The sequence below is a fragment of the Fangia hongkongensis FSC776 = DSM 21703 genome, from assembly GCF_000379445.1.
Classification (GTDB): Bacteria; Pseudomonadota; Gammaproteobacteria; order Francisellales; family Francisellaceae; genus Fangia; species Fangia hongkongensis.
On sequence record NZ_KB902271.1, the window covers coordinates 13,710 to 30,670 of the forward strand.

A 16,961-nucleotide genomic window follows, 5' to 3' on the forward strand; every position below is an offset into this window, starting at 1 on the left:
TCTATCTTAGCTTTTTGCATACTTATACGCTTAAATCCAATTTACCAGCACAACGCAAAATACTATCAAAATTGTGCACACTATAGGCCTCAACTAGTGCTTTACATACTTCAATACCACGATAAGAGTTGCCAAGCTTATCAAGTCTCGGTGAGTAAATTGCCATACCAAGCACGCCTGGAATAACAATATAAATACCACCCGATACACCACTTTTTGCTGGCAAACCAATGGAAAATGCCCATTCTCCTGAATAATCATACATACCACAGGAATACATCAATGAAAGGCAATTTTTGACTGTTTCAGGCAAAAATACTTGTGTGTTTGTGATGGGATTTCTACCCCCTCCAGCAAAGCTTGCCGCAATATTTGCTAAAATCTCAACATTTAGCTCAATTGAGCAGGCTTGGAAATATAAATTTAGCGTCCTTTGTAAATCAGTGCCTTTTGGAAATGCCTGATGTTCACGCATAAAATAACCTAAAGCATAATTGCGATCAGCGGTATCTTTTTCAGAGTTATACACCGCATTGTTAAAAGTGATTTTGTCACTAGCGCTTAAGCGCTCTAATGCATCAACAATACATTTAAACCTTGCTGCTGGCGTTTTTTTTGCCTGAATCATCGAACATGACATGATTGCCCCTGCATTAATCATTGGATTATGTGGCAAACCTTCTGCATTTAGCGTTAACTCATTAAAGCCATGTCCACTTGGCTCTCTACCAACATGTTTATGCACATGCTTAAGCCCTTTTTCTTCTAATGCAAGTGCATATAGCACAGGCTTAATCATAGACTGCATGCAAAAGCGCTTATTATCACCAATTTGAAAGCTTTGACCATCAACCGTGCACACAGAAATTGAAAAAGCATCCTTCTCAACATGTTTTAGCTCTGGAATATAACTTGCAACAGCCCCTTTGGTTACCGTTTTCAATTGATGATAAATAGCCTCAATATCTTGTGTGAAAACTTTAAACCTAGGCACAACAAGCGCCCCTTTACACAGCTTTTCATAAAAGGTTAAATCTTCTTTAGCAAAAATCTGGCAGAATGCCTCATAATCAATCGCTGCATTTGCCTCTAAATTGAGTGCATCAAGCGCCTGTTTCAATGAACTTACTTTTAGATTACCCTTGCCAAAACCATGTTGTGTTAAAATCCGTTTAATACCAGATACCGTAATATGGTTACCAAATTTTTCATTAAAACACAGATAAAGCGCTTTTAATTTTGTGTGACTCACCATTGTTATAATTATGTAATTTCTTTACTCTTTAAAATGGCTTTATTGTACCGTTATAATCCCTATTATTGTATCTTTGTTCTGCTTTTTTGCAGCTGTTTTAAATGCTAATACATCTTAAAAAAGCTTTATTGACTGTATCTAAAGCATGTTTTCTTCGCATGATGATTGGGCTCTGCTCTTTAGCTATTTCATTCTAAAGACAAATGAAGCTTAATTGCTTCGTTAATCTCGCTAATCAATAGATCACTCAAGCGACCAACCATTTTTCCACTTATCCGTTCAATTGATACAGTTCTTATTTGCTGACATTGTGCTTTTGAGTCTTTTGGCAAGCTAGATTCACTTTTCTTAAGAAGAACTTCAAATGGATATACCTTTTTTATATTTGAAGTAATCGGCACAACTGTAATAGTCTCTGAAAATTTATTGTTTGCATTATTGCTAACAATAAGAGCTGGTCGTATTTTTTTAATCTCTTTACCTATAGTGGGATCAAGGTTTAAATAATAAATATCACCACGCTTCATCACTCAACCCATCATTCGCTGTTGACTCAAAGCCCTTCTCAATTTCACTATTTGCCATTTTATAACATTGCTCTAGGTGCTTTTCTTGCAAAAGTTTTAATGCCTCTTGAATCACCTTGGATTTCCCCTTTTGTATCACTTTTCCATACTCCTCCAGAAACTCAAACTGAGTTGATGGAATAGATATTGTTAATCTTTCAACACTCATATTATTACACCTAATACCGCATAAAAATCATATTAAAAGTATGAATAAATTTACTACTATTGTCAAATTACCATTTAGCAAAAAATGCAGCCATTACAACCAAACACATAAAATAATATTTATATGTTGACATTAGCCTTTCTTAGATATAAATTTTTATTTATATAAAACTTATTTGATTTGATCATGGATAAAAACACTCTACAAACAATGGAAACCATTGCAAATGTCTGCCACTTAATGGGGGAGACAAACCGCTTAAAGATACTTTTTTTATGCCTAAAAGCGCCTCAGTCTGTTTCTATGTTGGTTAAAGAGCTAGAGATTTCTCAGCCACTTGTCAGCCACCATCTCAAGCTTTTAAAAACGGCCAAACTGCTTTTTTCTGAAAGAAATGGAAAACAGATTAATTATCATATCTTTGATGATCATATTCGCTGTATTTTAGAGGATATGTATCAGCATTACAGTGATAAATCACACTTAACTACAAAAACTCAAAGTAATAAAAAGGATGCATCAAAATGATTGAGTATAAAATCTATGGCATGGACTGTGCCGATGAGGTGGCTGTAGTGAAAAGCGCACTTTTGCCTTATGTCAAAGATGATACTTTACTTCAGTTTAATTTATTAAAAGGAAAGCTCACAGTACATAATGCACAAAACTTTTCCCAAAAAGAGCTGGAAAAAAAGCTAAAATCAACAGGTTATCGCTTTGTTATTTGGTCTCAATATGAGTCACAACAAGATGAAACTCAAAGCTTCTGGCATAGAAATATGCGAACAATACTCACTGTTATCGCTGGATTGTCTCTACTTATTGGCTATCTTGTGCATGGCAGCATGCATGGCTTTTTACATGCTTTAGTAGGTGATGAAGGGCAAACACATGCCCAGCCTGTTATTTCTGTTATTTTCTACCTTGGCGCTCTTATTATCGGCGGCTGGTATATCTACCCTAAGGCGCTTCTATCACTGAAAAGGCTACGCCCAGATATTAATCTTTTGATGAGTATTGCCGTAGTAGGCGCTATGTTTTTAGGCCAATGGTTAGAGGCAGCAATGATTGTCTTTCTATTTTCCATTGCCACTTTACTTGAATCATGGAGCGTTGGACGGGCAAGAAAGGCAATTCAAGCACTTTTAGAGGTTGCACCTGATACTGCAGATGTCTATTGCAACCATCATAAAGATCTTACATCAAAAGCGGTCTCTGAGGTAAATATTGGCAACACCATCGTCATTAAACCTGGCCAAAGGATTCCCCTTGATGCTACTGTCATTAAAGGAGAGAGCTTTGTTAATCAAGCACCCATTACCGGTGAGTCACTTCCAATTTCAAAGAAAAAGGATGATAAGCTATATGCTGGGAGCTTAAATGAGGATGGGCTATTGTATGCTAAAGTCACTAAACTTGCCAATGACTCCACACTTGCTGGCATTATTCGCCAAGTTGAGCTGGCTCAAGCAAACCGCGCTACATCTGAGATGTGGGTGGAAAGCTTTGCCAAATACTATACCCCATTGATGATGTTATTTGCCTTTTTAGTGATGATCATTCCACCTTTATTCTTTGCAGGTGATTGGTATCGCTGGATTTATGAAGCACTTGTTATTTTAGTTATCGCTTGCCCGTGTGCTTTGGTTATCTCAACGCCCGTTAGCATTGTATCAGGCCTCTCGGCTGCCGCTGGTAATGGCGTACTTATTAAAGGTGGAAACTTCCTTGAGCTCGCTGCTAAAATCAAAGCCATTGCATTTGATAAAACAGGGACGATTACTAAGGGCAAGCCTTCAATCACAAACATTATAAATATCTCAAACACATACAATGATCAAACACTTTTAGCATTAGCTGCTTCATTAGAAAAGGGAAATAATCATCCCCTTGCACATGCGATCTTTGCGGCAGTTGAAGCACAAAACATCAAAGTTCAATTTGAAGCACACGATATCTCAGTGATCAAAGGCAAAGGCATTCAAGGTTATGTTGATAACCAGCTTATATGGATTGGATCTCATCAGTACTTTCATGAAAAAATGAAACTACAAGATGAATTAAAGGCATTTCACCAGCAAATACTTGAACTTGAATCCTCAGGCCATAGCCTTTTAATCATCGGCAATAATGATCATGTTCTTGGCCTGTTTGCCGTTGCTGATCAGTTAAGAGATAGTGCCCCTGCCGTTATTAAAGCACTTAATGATGAGCATATCTCTACCGCGCTTTTAACAGGTGATAACAAAGGTGCTGCAAAGTTTATTGCTAAGAAAGCCAATCTTAAAGAAGTCTACTTTGAACTGTTACCACAAGATAAAGTCACACAAATAGAATCACTTAAAAAAGAACATCATTATGTTGCCATGGTGGGTGATGGAATTAATGATGCCCCTGCACTTGCGCGCGCTGATTTATCCTTTGCAATGGGGCAAGGTGGAAGTGATGTTGCTATTGAAACAGCCGATATTGCTTTGATGAGTGATGATATGCGAAAGCTGCCATGGATCATCAAACATTCAAAGCGAGTTAAACGCATTATTCAGCAAAATATTACCTTTGCTTTAAGCATAAAAGCGCTGTTTATCCTTTTAGCCTTATTTGAGCTGGCTAGCATCTGGATGGCAATTGGAGCTGATATGGGCGCCTCTTTATTGGTTGTATTTAATAGCTTAAGGTTATTGAAAAAATAGCACTCATCACAAAGAAAAAATATTTCGCAAGCATGCTAAAATTACATCACCTGCTATAAAAGTTAAGCACTTTTATAAACGCACGATATACTCTAAGATACAAATGTTTCTATCAGCGTGAATAATGGTGAAAGTAAAATCAGTTACCCTATCGAATCTTTTGCTATTATTATCATTTGGGTTTGCCATGGCTAATGAATATAGTGATTTAACTGCAGATAAAAAGCAAAAACGACTTCAATCCTTAAGCGACCTTCAATATCAAGTGACGCAAAACGGCGCTACTGAAAAAGCATTTGATAACGCCTATTGGGATAATACCAAAGAGGGAATTTATGTTGATATTGTATCAGGTGAGCCGCTTTTTAGCTCTAAAGACAAATTCAAATCAGGCACAGGCTGGCCAAGCTTCACTAAACCAATCAAGCCAAGTGCGCTAACAACACATGAAGATAGAAGCTTTTTCTTTATTAAGCGCGTTGAGGTAAAATCTACAATTGCCAAATCACACTTGGGACATGTTTTTAATGATGGCCCTGAACCAACAGGATTACGCTATTGCATTAACTCTGCCTCACTTCGATTTATCCCTGTTAGCGAATTAGAAAAGGAAGGCTATGAGGCCTACCTTTTAGAGTTCAGCCCTCTTTCTGGCTAATTTAGATGCTGAAGCGAATTGTATTGATCCTTCTTGCAGTTGTTCTTTTTGCTTTTGCTTTACTCGGCGCCATACTACCTATCATTCCAGGGTTTGTTTTTTTATTTGCGGGCATTATCGTCTTATCTTGGACCTTTGAAAGTGTGCGAAACTGGCTTCACAAGCTGCTTCATCGCTTTCCACGCATAGAAAAGCATGTTTTGAAGGCTGAAGAAAAACTCAAAAAGTGGTTGAAAATTAAATAAAAAACGATTGACTATCAACCTGAATGGGCGTATAAAATACAGTCAGCTATTCGTTAAGTATTATTTGAGGAGATATATGCTTAAGAAATCTGCACTTAAAAAAGTAACGTTGGTATGCGCCTCAGTGCTTGGTAGCTCAGTTATTATTTACTTTGGCCTTTATCTTGATATGTCGTTTTAATGTTTTAACCTTCATTTTGATTCTGCTGGGATTCAAGATATCTTAAAACCAAGGCCAGCTCTTTTGAAATAACAAAATTATTCCGCGTTAAAAGATTAATCGTCTTCGCTTCAAAGCTATCTAATAGCCATAATTTAGAAGCAAAGTCATACACAGCATTTGCACGCAAATGTATGCTTCTAACACCCTTTTCAAGTTCTTTTATTAACTTATGTTTTGCCGGCAACTTGACAACAATTTGCTTATGCTTTGGATCATAACCTGCACAGCATTCACCTTTTAATAAAGACAACTGCAAATTCACATCGCGCATTTGTACAATTGTATTTCGCTCTTTATCAGCATTTTCATCCTCAAATGTACGCTTGCCTGCTTTTAGGTTTTGAAACGCCTGCTCTAAATGATAATGCTCATCTTTCAGTGTATTATAATGACTCAGAAGCTTTTGATATCTAGCACGAAGTCCAAAATACTGCACTTCCATATGATCATTATTCAGCTGAATTTTTTTTGCTTTTGCCTGATGCGTATTGGTATTTTTTTCAATACTTTGATCAATATAATTTTGTAGCGATTCCGCCAATAAAAGACTAACCGACTTTTTATCATCTAGCTTTAAATCTAAGGTTTTATCTGCTGACTCAATGGCATCATAGGTATGCTCAAAGAGGCCCTTATCTGCTCTTTCGATGAGCTTAAGCTCTTTATCTGCGACTTCTTGTGCAAGTTTAGGGTCATTGTTAAATAAGATCACTTTATCTGCGAGTGTAAAAAAAGAATAACGTTTATCTAAAAGCGCGCGTACCTTTGCAATAGTAATCCCATTACCGTCTCGCTTTAACATTTGACAAACTTCATTGACTTTTTTTTGTGTCAGCATCATCTCTATCCAAGTTGTTATATACTGCCTTTATCAATCTCTTCTTGGCGCAAAGTAAAGATTTCATATCCAGTATCAGTAACAGCCAAAGTATGCTCCCACTGAGCTGATAAACTCTTATCTTTAGTAACCGCTGTCCAACCATCTTTCAAGATAGTTACTTGTTTTTTTCCAGCATTAATCATAGGCTCAATTGTAAAAACCATACCGGGTTTGAGCTCGATTGCTAGACGCTCTTTCTCACGTGCACTTGAAGGAACATAATGCAGGACTTGTGGATCTTCATGAAAAACCTCACCAATACCATGGCCACAAAATATCTCTACCACCGAAAAGTTATGCTTATGCGCATGTGTTTCAATCGCCTCGGCAATATCCAAAAAAGTATTCCCAGGTTTTACATTTTGAATCCCCTTATATAAACATGCCTGAGTGATATCAACAAGACGCTTTGCCAAGACAGATGCTTTATTCTCGCCGCCAACAAAATACATCTTGCTGGTATCTCCATGCATGCCATCTTTAATCACCGTTACATCAATATTAACGATATCACCTTTTTTGAGTTTCTTATTTGAAGGAATCCCGTGACATACGACATGATTAACTGAAATACAAACCGACTTAGGGAACCCATGATAATTTAATGGCGCAGGAATGGCATTTTGCGTATTCACAATATAATCATGGCAAATACTATTTAGCTCATCTGTCGTTACACCAGGAACAACGTAGGCTCCAATCATCTCTAAAACTTCTGCAGCCAACTTTCCTGCAACACGTAGTTTTTCTATTTGTTCTTCTGTTTTAATTACAATATTCATGAATAAATATACTTACATTGATAGAAATAAATCACATCTGAGGATTATATACCAAATCGGCGCGTATTTTTTAGTATTTTTGACTTTTCAGCACCAGAAAACAAAAAAGCGCCCAAATGGGCGCTTTTTGCATTACTGAAACAACAATAATTATGCGGCTAAAGCTGCTTTTGCCTTCTCAACTAATTGAGCAAATGCATCTTTATTGAATACTGCTAATTCAGCCAACACTTTACGGTCAAGCTCAATCTCAGCTTTTTTCAAGCCATTAATAAACTTGCTATAACTTAAATCATGCTGACGTGCTGCTGCATTGATACGAACAATCCAAAGTGATCTAAATTGTCTTTTTCTCTGCTTACGGTCACGATAGGCATATTGACCTGCTTTAATAACCGCCTGTTTCGCTACACGATAGACACGCGAACGCGCACCGTAATAGCCACGGGCTTGCTTTAAAATCTTCTTATGACGACGGCGTGCTTGAACGCCTCTTTTTACTCTAGGCATAACTTACTCCACTTTAAAATTTAGTTAATCAACACACTTATGCATATGGCATTTGTTGGTTCAAGCTAGGCACATCTTGCTTAGCAATTTGATCCATACCACGCAAATGACGCTTACGCTTAGTTGTCATTTTAGTATTGATATGCGCACGGTTTGCAGCACGATGCTTAAAACCGCCCTTACCTGTTCTTTTAAAGCGCTTAGCTGCACCTTTATTCGTTTTTAGTTTTGGCATAATATACTCCGCATTTTACCATTTATATTTATTTTTTCTTAGGTCCTAAAACCATGATCATTTGACGACCTTCCATTTTTGGTCGGTGCTCCACCACGCCGTAATCTTCAAGATCAGCTTCCAAACGCTTTAACATTTCCATGCCAAGCTCTTGGTGCGCCATTTCTCGTCCTCTAAAACGAACTGTGATTTTGACTTTATCGCCATTTTCTAGAAACTTAATCAGGTTGCGTAGTTTTACCTGATAGTCCCCAATATCAGTACCAGGTCGAAGTTTAATCTCTTTAACCTGCATCTGCTTTTGCTTCTTTTTTGCCGCTGCTTTTTTCTTGCCTTGTTCAAATAGATACTTACCGTAATCCATTAAACGACAAACCGGTGGCGAGGCTTGAGAAACCATCTCCACCAAATCAACACCAGCATTTTCAGCCTTTTCTAGTGCTTCTCGTGTTGAGATAACACCAATCTGTTCTCCGTCAAGTCCAATTAATCGAACTTCTCTCGCCTTAATTTGATCATTTATCGGCGCTTTTTGGTCTGACTTGCTAATAGCTTACTCCTAATCTACTCGACCTTTTTTCATAATTTCATTATCCAGCAAGTGTTTAAACTCAGATAAACTCATCATTCCAAGGTCTGTACCATCTTGCTTTCTGACTGTTATTTTACCTTCAAGCGCTTCTTTTTCACCAGCAATAGCAATAAAAGGAACTTGCGCCAAGGTGTGCTCACGGATTTTAAACCCTATTTTCTCATTTCTCAAGTCAATTTGTGAACGAATTTTACTATCAAGCAAATTTTGATGCGTTTTTTGTATACATTCATCATATTTATTGCTCACACCTAAGATCACAACCTGAACAGGTGAAAGCCAAACTGGAAGCTTACCTGCATAATGCTCAATCAATACACCAATAAAGCGCTCAAGAGAACCAACAATCGCTCTATGTAACATCACAGGCACTTGTTTTTCACTATTTTCATCAATAAAGTTTGCGCCCAAACGAACAGGCATTGATAAATCAAGCTGAATGGTTCCACACTGCCAGCTTCTACCAATGGCATCTTTCAAATGAAACTCAATCTTAGGACCATAAAACGCCCCTTCACCCGGCAGGCATTCAAATTGAATTCCTTGGTTTTGAAGTGCATCACTCAAGGCTTTTTCAGATTTATCCCATGTTTCATCTGATCCAACACGATTATCAGGGCGAAGCGCAAGCTTAATATCAAACTCACTAAAGCCAAAATCACGATAAACCTCAAAACACTGCTCAACCATTTGAGCAACTTCTTTTTCAATCTGAGACTCTGTACAGAAAATATGCCCATCATCTTGTGTGAAACTTCTAACACGCAAAAGACCATGAAGCGCACCGGAGGCTTCATTTCTGTGTACCACGCCAAACTCTGCCATTCGAATCGGTAAATCACGATAGCTATGCAGATGATAATTATAAACCTGAACACAAGTTGGGCAGTTCATTGGGCGAAGTGCAAACTCTCTTTTCTCAGAGTGCGTCATAAACATATTTTCAGCATATTTTGCTGCATGACCTGATTTTTCCCAAAGCGATAGATCAGCCACAAGTGGCGTTCTGATTTCGGTACAGCCAAATTTTGTATTTGAATCACGCATATAGTCTTCCACGACACGCCAAAGTGCTGTGCCTTTAGGGTGCCAAAAGGCAATCCCTGGAGAGTCATCTTGAAAATGAAATAAATCTAATGCTTTACCGATTTTACGATGATCGCGTTTTTCTGCTTCTTCTAATCGTGTTAAATAGGCTTTAAGTGCTTTTTTATCCGCCCAACAAGTACCATAAATACGTGTTAGCATTTCATTATTTGAATCTCCTCGCCAATAAGCCCCCGCAACACGCATCAGCTTAAAAGCTTTGATATGGGAGGTGTTTGGAACATGCGGACCACGACAAAGATCAGTAAAACTCCCTTGTGTATAAAGCGTTAATGTTTCACCCTCAGGCAAATCTTGAATAATTTCAGCCTTATAATTTTCATTGATCGATTTAAAATAAGCAATCGCCTCATCTCGCGCCATAACACTTCTGGTTACACTTTGAGAAGCCTTGGCAAGTTCCGCCATTTTCTTTTCGATCTTCTCTAAATCTTCTGGCGTAAATGGACGTTTGTAGGAGAAGTCATAATAAAAACCATCTTCAATTACAGGGCCAATGGTAACCTCTGCATCAGGGTAAAGTGCTTTAACTGCTTGCGCTAAAAGATGTGCACAAGAGTGACGTAATATCTCAAGCCCTTCTTTATCTTTTGCTGTGATAATTCTTACCGTGGCATCTTTTTCGATCATACAACTTGCATCAACAAGCTTGTCATCCACAACACCAGCAAGTGTTGCTTTTGCAAGACCTTCACCAATACTAAGCGCAACATCATATACTGATAATGCATTTTCATATTGACGTTTTGAGCCATCAGGCAAAGTTATTACAGGCATTTATTACTCCACATTTATCAACTGCCAAAAGTCGTTTTTCACATCCGCTTTATCATTTGCCAAAAACACATTTTTAAGCAAAGCATCATCGTATTGGATAAAACCACTTGTTTAAATAAAAGATCATAAAATCCAGATATTGCATTGTTATATTGAGCACTCAAATTGTCAAGCGCGAAAAGGAAGATAGCCGATAATTCGTTAGGATTTTCTACTTTGTTTTACCGCATCGGCAAGCTCAGCTAACATATTTTCTGTTTCCTCCCATGAAACACATGCATCGGTAATACTCTTGCCATATTCAAGCGGGTTCACAAAAATAGACTGATTGCCCTCTTTAAGGTTACTCTCTATCATCACCCCAAGAATATTATTACTGCCATTTTCAAGCTGTTGACACACATCCTTAATAACAACACTTTGGCGCTTATAATCTTTATTACTGTTACCATGACTGCAATCCACCATCACTTTGTGTGGAAGGTTGTTATCACTCAACGTTTTAGCAACTGCATCAACATGTTTTTGTGCATAGTTCGGACCATCGTGACCACCACGCAAAATAATATGGGCATCATGGTTACCTTTTGTTTCAAAAATCGCAGTTGTCCCTTGTTTGGTCACACCCAAAAAGTGGTGTTTGGATTTTGCAGCTTTAACTGCATCAACGGCAATTCCAACACCGCCATTGGTTGCATTTTTAAATCCAATTGGGCAAGATAAACCTGAGGCCAACTCACGATGCACCTGACTTTCTGTCGTTCTGGCACCAATTGCACCCCATGAAATCAAATCAGAGATATACTGAGGACTCACAACATCTAAAAACTCAGTTGCACATGGCAAGCCCATATCAGAAATTTCCAATAATAGCTCCCTTGCTGTTCTAAGCCCCTTATTAATCTTAAAGCTATTATCTAAATCAGGGTCATTAATAAGCCCTTTCCAGCCAACTGTCGTACGTGGCTTTTCAAAATAAACACGCATGATAATCACAAGCTCATTTTTGTGTGCCAATGCTTTTTTATACAAAAGTGCTGCATACTCCTTGGCCGCTTTCACATCATGAACCGAACAAGGGCCAACTACAACAACTAAACGATCATCTTTGCCGTATAAAATATTGGAAACATCGTTTCTTGCACTAACCACCGTGCTACTTGCAAGCCTTGTAATCGGTAACTCTTCATGTATCACACCAGCAGGTACCAGTGTACGCCTGTCACTGATTCTTGTATTATCAGTTACATCTTGAAATTTATTCAACTTCACCACTCCAGTTGTATTCATCTACTAATATTTTAATCCACACTATAACATGAATACTATTTAACACGTAAAGCATTTTTTGGTCTTTAAACTTGACAAAATGACTTGCTGATAAAAATGTTATAATGTAACATTTCTTCATTATATATAACTTACTATTGAACACTTATGCACCTACGACGATTTATTGCTATCTCCCTCACACTACCTGTCTTACTTTTCAGCTATATTCAAGCTTATGCAACTATCAATGTTGTTGCTGCTGAGAATTTTTATGGCAATGTTGCCAAATTAATCGGTGGTGATTATGTGAATGTTAAGAGCATTATTAGTAACCCTGATGCGGATCCCCATCTTTTTAGCACATCGCCAAGCACTGCCGTTGCCCTACATGATGCTAAAGTGATTATTTATAATGGGGCAAGCTATGATCCATGGATGAAACAACTTCTTAACACCTCTACACAAAGCCAGCCTGTTATCATTAATGTTGCTGATCTTATGAAGGTAAAAGAGGGCGATAATCCGCATGTATGGTTTAATCCAAAGACATTTCCAACACTTGCCAAAGAGCTCGCTGCAAAGTTTAGCCAATTAGAGCCAAAGCACAAAAAAACCTTTATGTTGAATTTAAAAACATTCCTTGATCGTGATCAGGAGATTAACAAGCTCATCAGTGAGATTAAATCAAAGTTTACTGGCACCAAAGTTACTGCAACAGAGCCTGTATTTGGTTATATGGCAGAAGCACTTGGCCTTCAGGTGATGGATGAGAAGTTTCAATGGGTCATTATGAATGATGCAGAACCAACACCGAAAATGCTGATTAACTATCAAAATCTTTTAAAAGACCATCAAGTCAAAGTACTGTTCTACAACAAGCAGGTAAGTGATAACACCACTCAAAGCATTCTCAAATTGGCACAAGATAATCATATTGCTGTTGTTGGTGTGAGTGAAACCATGCCTCAAGATGCCAACGTGATCACATGGCTTAAATCTCTATTGAAAGATACACAAAATGCACTTATTCAAGCAAATAAACCGGTGCAAACGACTCCCTCAGAATGAATACACCCTCTCCTATTATCAGATGCCACCAACTTGAAGTTGGTTATGGTAAAAACATCCTTGCAAAAAATCTTGATCTAACTGTCTATGAGAATCAATGGATTGGTATTGTCGGCAAAAATGGCATTGGCAAATCAACCTTTTTCAAAACCCTTTTAGGTATTATTCCAAGTCTAGCGGGCACGCTTAGTGTATTTGGCGCATCAGCGGGGAAAAACAATAAAATCATCAGCTACATTCCACAAGAAAGAGAGCTTAATTTAACCGAGTGCACCTCTGGAATAACACTGATTAAAGCCTGTTATAAAGGCAGCAGTTTTGGCATTCCCTATTTCACGCGCAACTTTGAAAAAAATCTTGATTTTATTCTGGAAATCACAGGGGCAAAGCGCTATGCCTCTGAAGCATTCCATGCACTTTCTGGTGGGCAAAAAAAGCGCATTTATCTTGCCCAAGCACTGATTAACAATCCAAAGTTAATGCTACTAGATGAGCCTTTATCTGATCTAGATCCACTTGCAAAGCATGAGTTTATCAAAGCGTTAAAGCGCATTCATCAATCTAAAGAGCTCAGCCTTTTGATGATCTCTCACGACATGCATGAAATCGCTCATGACTTTGATCACTTTTTGCATTTTAAAAATCAAAGTGCGCATTTGTGTCACAAACTGCCCTGCCTTACGGAGGATGCCAGTGTTACATTATAGCTTTATGCAGTATGCCTTTATTGCGGGCACGCTGATTGCCATCATCTCAGGAATCGTGAGCTTCTTTGTTATTATACGCAAAACGGCTTTTGCAGCACATGGGCTTGGGCATATCAGTCTAACCGGCGCATCTGGGGCGGTGTTAATTGGGCTCTCTGCCATGTCTGGGCAACTTATTGCCAATCTTTTGGCTGCCTTTATCATGGGACTATTAGGTGATAAAATCAAAAAGAATGACTTGGCTGTTGGCATAGTTTTAACCTTTTTCTTAGGGCTTGGCGCTTATTTTTTATTTTTATACCAAAGCGGTTATTCAGGTTCAATCATGTCGATTTTATTTGGCAATATCTTGACCGTTTCAGTTGAACAAATCCTGATTCTTCTTGTGCTCTCTGTGATTATCCTTATTACACTTTGCATCACTGGACGTGCGCTTTTTTTTAGCTCACTTGACCCTGAACTTGCCACTGCCAAAAAAATCCCCACAAGAGCGCTTTCAGTGATCTTTTTTCTAGTTTTATCACTCACGGTTACGATGGCCTGTCAAATTGTGGGCGTGCTTTTGGTGTTTGCACTTCTTATTGGACCTGGCGCTATCGCAACACAGTGGAGTGATGGCTTTTATAAATGCATTAGCCTTAGCATTATTGTTTCTATACTAACTGTGTGGCTGTCTCTTAGCGCCGCTTTTTATCTAGATTTGCCTGCAAGTTTTTGTATCACTATGATTATCTGTTTTTTATACCTCTGCGGCATTGCTAAACACTTTTACTATCAGCATTTTAGATAAACCCATGACAGCGATTGATACTATTAAGGCCTACTGTGCTCATCATAAAATCAGGCTCACGCCAATAAGGCTACACATTATTCATTGCTTAAGCGAGCAAAGCACGCCCATTAGCGCCTATGAGTTACTTGATAGATTAAAAATTGATAATGAAAATATGAATATTATGTCCGTTTATCGCAGCTTAGATTTTCTCAAATCTCATGGTGTTATTCATAAAATAAATACCAATAATACCTATAGTTTGTGCTGTCACCCAAGTGATGTGCTCTGTCAGGTGTTTATCTGTCAAAAGTGTAATCAGTCATTTGAAGTGCATTCACTAGATATTACCAATCAGTTAAATGCACTTGCCGCAAAAAGCGGCTTTGAGATTAAACAAAATAAAATTGAGCTATTTGGTCTATGCCAAAGCTGCCGTGCTACTACCTAAATCAAGTGCTTCATCCGCTGAAGTATACTGAAGCCCAAGCGCTACAGCAACAGGCTCAGAGGTTAACATTCCCTTATGGACACTTAAGCCATTTTTTAGATGTACATCATCATTAAGCGCTTTTTTATAGCCTTTATTTGCCAATGCTAGCGCAAAAGGTAGTGTAGCATTATTCAAGGCTTCCGTTGAAGTTCTTGCAACCGCGCCTGGCATATTAGCCACACAATAATGCACCACCTCATCAACAATATAAGTCGGCTCAGCATGTGTCGTTGCCTTAGAGGTCTCAAAACATCCCCCTTGGTCAATCGCAACATCAACTACAACAGAACCTTTTTTCATTGATTTGATCATTTCTTTTGTCACAAGTTTTGGCGCTTGAGCCCCTGGCACAAGAACAGCGCCCACGACTAAATCTGCCTCTTGCACATACTTTTGTACGCTATCTTTTGTTGCATAAATACAATTAAGTTTAGGACCAAAATAATCATCGAGCTCTCGCAAACGATCCAAAGATCTATCAAGAACGGTAACATGCGCCTCCATTCCAATTGCCATGCGAATAGCATTTAAGCCAACAACACCGCCACCAATGACCACAACTTTGGCTGATTTCACCCCCGGCACACCACCTAAGAGTACACCACTTCCACCTTGCGCCTTTTCAAGACAATGCGCACCTGCTTGAATAGATAAACGCCCAGCGACCTCACTCATTGGCGTTAAAAGTGGTAACCTGCCTTTAGCGTCTGTCACAGTCTCATAAGCAATCGCCGTACAGCCTGACTCTAATAGCAAATCTGTTTGAAGCGGATCTGGTGCCAAATGTAAATAAGTAAATAATAGCTGATCTTCTCGAAGCATTCTGCATTCATTTGGTTGTGGTTCTTTTACTTTTACAATCATCTGAGCGTTATCAAAAACTTCCTTTGCTGTAGAGGCAATTTTTGCACCCACTTGGGTATACTCTTTATCACTAAAGCCAATACCATCACCTGCTTTTGTCTCAACGATCACCTCATGCCCATGATGAATAAGCTCAGCAGCACTTCCTGGCGTTAAACCAACACGATACTCGTGGTTTTTAATCTCTTTTGGTACCCCGATAATCATTTCTCACTCCTATATTAACCCTGCTAATACATCCCAAAAATAAAAGTTATTTAAGCTTTATTTTTGGCAATTAAATACCATCTGGTGAACCCACCATCAAACGAGCAAACTATAACATATTTTATCTAAATACCAAGCTGTTACGCCCATCAAATAACAAATATTCACTCTTTTGGAGTTTTTATACATAAGCTTAAGAGCAATGCTATAACTTTTATGCGCATTTCTGCAATCTCAAACTAGAGAGTTAAATATATCGCATCTTGATTGGCGTAAAAACCACTCCCAAAAACACCCCTTTTAAGAGCTTTTCTATAACACCACATCTCAAGTCACATTATCACAAAATACTGCATAACCTATGGCGCTTACAAATCAAGTAGTTTTACGCTTTTTCATCTCACTTATCAAACTACAATAATATAATTGCTTATTAAAAATTTATTGGTTACAACGTATTATTAAATTGGATGGAGACAATGAAAGTAAATCAGTTTGTCAGTCAAAGTTTTGAAATGTATATTAAAAATCATTATCACAATGATATTGCTAAAACGCTTCAGGAGTTTAAAACCTTAGGGCTAAGTTATCCACAAATAGCAGCTGAAACAAACTATTCAGAGGCCACCATTCGCAAATATTTCCGTAAATATGAAATTCGACTTAAGGGTGAAACCAAAGCTGATATAGCCAACACTCCCATGAGATACCAAGCATTTAAAAACATGCACTTAGACCTTCCCAACCTGACAGCATCAAATTTTCTATATCGCACTTGGCGCTAGCAAAATTTCAATACTTAGAACCCTATCTAACAACACAATATTAATTAGAACAGCAAGGGAGTTACTACAATGAACAACAGTGAAACGGACAGCTATTTGCC

20 protein-coding genes are annotated in these 16,961 nt (G+C 38.2%); 9 read left to right on the forward strand and 11 right to left on the reverse strand.

Annotated elements, in window-relative coordinates; translation table 11 throughout:
- Positions 1–22: 22 nt before the first annotated feature.
- The 3 genes from glsA to A37Q_RS0110715 all read right to left on the reverse strand — a co-directional run bounded on the left by glsA (position 23) and on the right by A37Q_RS0110715 (position 1,990).
- On the reverse strand, positions 23–1,252 hold the full coding sequence (gene glsA, locus A37Q_RS15300) for a glutaminase A (protein WP_169710300.1): 1,230 nt from the start codon (positions 1,250–1,252) through the stop codon (positions 23–25).
- 191 nt (positions 1,253–1,443) lie between these two features.
- Positions 1,444–1,782 carry a type II toxin-antitoxin system PemK/MazF family toxin gene (locus A37Q_RS0110710; protein ID WP_018300269.1) on the reverse strand — a complete coding sequence of 113 codons (339 nt, stop codon included), beginning with the start codon at positions 1,780–1,782 and terminating at the stop codon, positions 1,444–1,446.
- Positions 1,769–1,990, reverse strand: coding sequence for a ribbon-helix-helix domain-containing protein (locus tag A37Q_RS0110715; RefSeq protein ID WP_018300270.1), 222 nt, complete (start codon positions 1,988–1,990; stop codon positions 1,769–1,771). The genes A37Q_RS0110710 and A37Q_RS0110715 overlap by 14 nt, the downstream gene beginning before the upstream one ends.
- Positions 1,991–2,176: 186 nt before the next feature.
- On the opposite strand from A37Q_RS0110715, the gene A37Q_RS0110720 reads away from it, so the two are divergent.
- From A37Q_RS0110720 to A37Q_RS0110735, 4 genes are all read left to right on the forward strand, one after another.
- The gene (locus tag A37Q_RS0110720; protein ID WP_018300271.1) at positions 2,177–2,518 is read left to right on the forward strand and encodes an ArsR/SmtB family transcription factor; all 342 of its coding nucleotides are present in this window, start codon (positions 2,177–2,179) and stop codon (positions 2,516–2,518) included.
- Positions 2,515–4,683 carry a heavy metal translocating P-type ATPase gene (locus A37Q_RS0110725; RefSeq protein ID WP_018300272.1) on the forward strand — a complete coding sequence of 723 codons (2,169 nt, stop codon included), beginning with the start codon at positions 2,515–2,517 and terminating at the stop codon, positions 4,681–4,683. The genes A37Q_RS0110720 and A37Q_RS0110725 overlap by 4 nt, the downstream gene beginning before the upstream one ends.
- A 187-nt stretch (positions 4,684–4,870) precedes the next feature.
- Positions 4,871–5,341 (forward strand): peptide-methionine (R)-S-oxide reductase MsrB, encoded by a 471-nt coding sequence (gene msrB / locus A37Q_RS0110730; RefSeq protein WP_154648679.1) that lies wholly within the window; start codon positions 4,871–4,873, stop codon positions 5,339–5,341.
- A 5-nt stretch (positions 5,342–5,346) separates the two neighbouring features.
- On the forward strand, positions 5,347–5,586 hold the full coding sequence (locus A37Q_RS0110735) for a DUF4564 domain-containing protein (protein ID WP_018300274.1): 240 nt from the start codon (positions 5,347–5,349) through the stop codon (positions 5,584–5,586).
- Positions 5,587–5,771: 185 nt separating this feature from the next.
- Here the strand turns inward: A37Q_RS0110735 and A37Q_RS0110745 are convergent, their stop codons facing one another.
- The 7 genes from A37Q_RS0110745 to A37Q_RS0110775 form a co-directional block, all read right to left on the reverse strand.
- Positions 5,772–6,647 (reverse strand): hypothetical protein, encoded by an 876-nt coding sequence (locus A37Q_RS0110745; RefSeq protein WP_035405234.1) that lies wholly within the window; start codon positions 6,645–6,647, stop codon positions 5,772–5,774.
- A 17-nt stretch (positions 6,648–6,664) separates the two neighbouring features.
- Positions 6,665–7,471, reverse strand: a complete 807-nt coding sequence (map, locus tag A37Q_RS0110750) for a type I methionyl aminopeptidase (protein WP_018300277.1) — start codon at positions 7,469–7,471, stop codon at positions 6,665–6,667.
- Between the two features lie 150 nt (positions 7,472–7,621).
- Positions 7,622–7,981, reverse strand: coding sequence for a 50S ribosomal protein L20 (gene rplT, locus A37Q_RS0110755; RefSeq protein ID WP_018300278.1), 360 nt, complete (start codon positions 7,979–7,981; stop codon positions 7,622–7,624).
- Between the two features lie 37 nt (positions 7,982–8,018).
- Positions 8,019–8,216, reverse strand: a complete 198-nt coding sequence (gene rpmI, locus A37Q_RS0110760) for a 50S ribosomal protein L35 (RefSeq protein ID WP_018300279.1) — start codon at positions 8,214–8,216, stop codon at positions 8,019–8,021.
- A gap of 28 nt (positions 8,217–8,244) precedes the next feature.
- Positions 8,245–8,766 carry a translation initiation factor IF-3 gene (gene infC / locus A37Q_RS16305; RefSeq protein WP_154648680.1) on the reverse strand — a complete coding sequence of 174 codons (522 nt, stop codon included), beginning with the start codon at positions 8,764–8,766 and terminating at the stop codon, positions 8,245–8,247.
- A 9-nt stretch (positions 8,767–8,775) separates the two neighbouring features.
- Positions 8,776–10,692 carry a threonine--tRNA ligase gene (gene thrS, locus A37Q_RS0110770; protein WP_018300281.1) on the reverse strand — a complete coding sequence of 639 codons (1,917 nt, stop codon included), beginning with the start codon at positions 10,690–10,692 and terminating at the stop codon, positions 8,776–8,778.
- A gap of 201 nt (positions 10,693–10,893) precedes the next feature.
- Positions 10,894–11,982 (reverse strand): 3-deoxy-7-phosphoheptulonate synthase, encoded by a 1,089-nt coding sequence (locus A37Q_RS0110775; RefSeq protein WP_018300282.1) that lies wholly within the window; start codon positions 11,980–11,982, stop codon positions 10,894–10,896.
- 147 nt (positions 11,983–12,129) lie between these two features.
- Between A37Q_RS0110775 and A37Q_RS15305 the strand changes: the two genes are divergently transcribed.
- Genes A37Q_RS15305 through A37Q_RS0110800 form a run of 4 tightly spaced genes read left to right on the forward strand, consistent with a single transcriptional unit; the run spans position 12,130 to position 14,962 of the window.
- Positions 12,130–13,032, forward strand: coding sequence for a metal ABC transporter solute-binding protein, Zn/Mn family (locus A37Q_RS15305; protein ID WP_018300283.1), 903 nt, complete (start codon positions 12,130–12,132; stop codon positions 13,030–13,032).
- Positions 13,033–13,046: 14 nt separating this feature from the next.
- Positions 13,047–13,739 carry a metal ABC transporter ATP-binding protein gene (locus tag A37Q_RS0110790; protein ID WP_026196651.1) on the forward strand — a complete coding sequence of 231 codons (693 nt, stop codon included), beginning with the start codon at positions 13,047–13,049 and terminating at the stop codon, positions 13,737–13,739.
- Entirely contained in the window at positions 13,720–14,529 is an 810-nt protein-coding gene (locus tag A37Q_RS0110795; RefSeq protein ID WP_234393780.1) for a metal ABC transporter permease, read from the forward strand. The genes A37Q_RS0110790 and A37Q_RS0110795 overlap by 20 nt, the downstream gene beginning before the upstream one ends.
- Before the next feature lie 4 nt (positions 14,530–14,533).
- The gene (locus A37Q_RS0110800; protein ID WP_018300286.1) at positions 14,534–14,962 is read left to right on the forward strand and encodes a Fur family transcriptional regulator; all 429 of its coding nucleotides are present in this window, start codon (positions 14,534–14,536) and stop codon (positions 14,960–14,962) included.
- On the opposite strand, the gene ald is transcribed toward A37Q_RS0110800, so the two are convergent.
- Positions 14,933–16,075: an alanine dehydrogenase gene (gene ald, locus A37Q_RS0110805; protein ID WP_018300287.1), complete on the reverse strand. Its 1,143-nt coding sequence runs from the start codon at positions 16,073–16,075 to the stop codon at positions 14,933–14,935. The two genes, A37Q_RS0110800 and ald, sit on opposite strands and share 30 nt — an antisense overlap.
- A gap of 479 nt (positions 16,076–16,554) precedes the next feature.
- Here ald and A37Q_RS0110810 point away from each other — a divergent pair, with 479 nt between their 5' ends.
- A complete protein-coding gene (locus A37Q_RS0110810; RefSeq protein WP_018300288.1) occupies positions 16,555–16,860 on the forward strand; it encodes a hypothetical protein in 306 nt (101 codons plus the stop codon).
- The last annotated feature ends 101 nt before the right edge of the window (positions 16,861–16,961 follow it).

Bases quoted from the DNA above. Each gene is read 5' to 3' on its own strand.
- A37Q_RS0110710 (WP_018300269.1), bottom strand. From the start codon at position 1,782: ATGAAGCGTGGTGATATTTATTATTTAAACCTTGATCCCACTATAGGT.
- A37Q_RS0110715 (WP_018300270.1), bottom strand. From the start codon at position 1,990: ATGAGTGTTGAAAGATTAACAATATCTATTCCATCAACTCAGTTTGAG.
- A37Q_RS0110720 (WP_018300271.1), top strand. From the start codon at position 2,177: ATGGATAAAAACACTCTACAAACAATGGAAACCATTGCAAATGTCTGC.
- A37Q_RS0110725 (WP_018300272.1), top strand. From the start codon at position 2,515: ATGATTGAGTATAAAATCTATGGCATGGACTGTGCCGATGAGGTGGCT.
- msrB (WP_154648679.1), top strand. From the start codon at position 4,871: ATGGCTAATGAATATAGTGATTTAACTGCAGATAAAAAGCAAAAACGA.
- A37Q_RS0110735 (WP_018300274.1), top strand. From the start codon at position 5,347: ATGCTGAAGCGAATTGTATTGATCCTTCTTGCAGTTGTTCTTTTTGCT.
- A37Q_RS0110745 (WP_035405234.1), bottom strand. From the start codon at position 6,647: ATGCTGACACAAAAAAAAGTCAATGAAGTTTGTCAAATGTTAAAGCGA.
- map (WP_018300277.1), bottom strand. From the start codon at position 7,471: ATGAATATTGTAATTAAAACAGAAGAACAAATAGAAAAACTACGTGTT.
- rplT (WP_018300278.1), bottom strand. From the start codon at position 7,981: ATGCCTAGAGTAAAAAGAGGCGTTCAAGCACGCCGTCGTCATAAGAAG.
- rpmI (WP_018300279.1), bottom strand. From the start codon at position 8,216: ATGCCAAAACTAAAAACGAATAAAGGTGCAGCTAAGCGCTTTAAAAGA.
- thrS (WP_018300281.1), bottom strand. From the start codon at position 10,692: ATGCCTGTAATAACTTTGCCTGATGGCTCAAAACGTCAATATGAAAAT.
- A37Q_RS0110775 (WP_018300282.1), bottom strand. From the start codon at position 11,982: ATGAATACAACTGGAGTGGTGAAGTTGAATAAATTTCAAGATGTAACT.
- A37Q_RS15305 (WP_018300283.1), top strand. From the start codon at position 12,130: ATGCACCTACGACGATTTATTGCTATCTCCCTCACACTACCTGTCTTA.
- A37Q_RS0110795 (WP_234393780.1), top strand. From the start codon at position 13,720: ATGCCAGTGTTACATTATAGCTTTATGCAGTATGCCTTTATTGCGGGC.
- A37Q_RS0110800 (WP_018300286.1), top strand. From the start codon at position 14,534: ATGACAGCGATTGATACTATTAAGGCCTACTGTGCTCATCATAAAATC.
- ald (WP_018300287.1), bottom strand. From the start codon at position 16,075: ATGATTATCGGGGTACCAAAAGAGATTAAAAACCACGAGTATCGTGTT.
- A37Q_RS0110810 (WP_018300288.1), top strand. From the start codon at position 16,555: ATGAAAGTAAATCAGTTTGTCAGTCAAAGTTTTGAAATGTATATTAAA.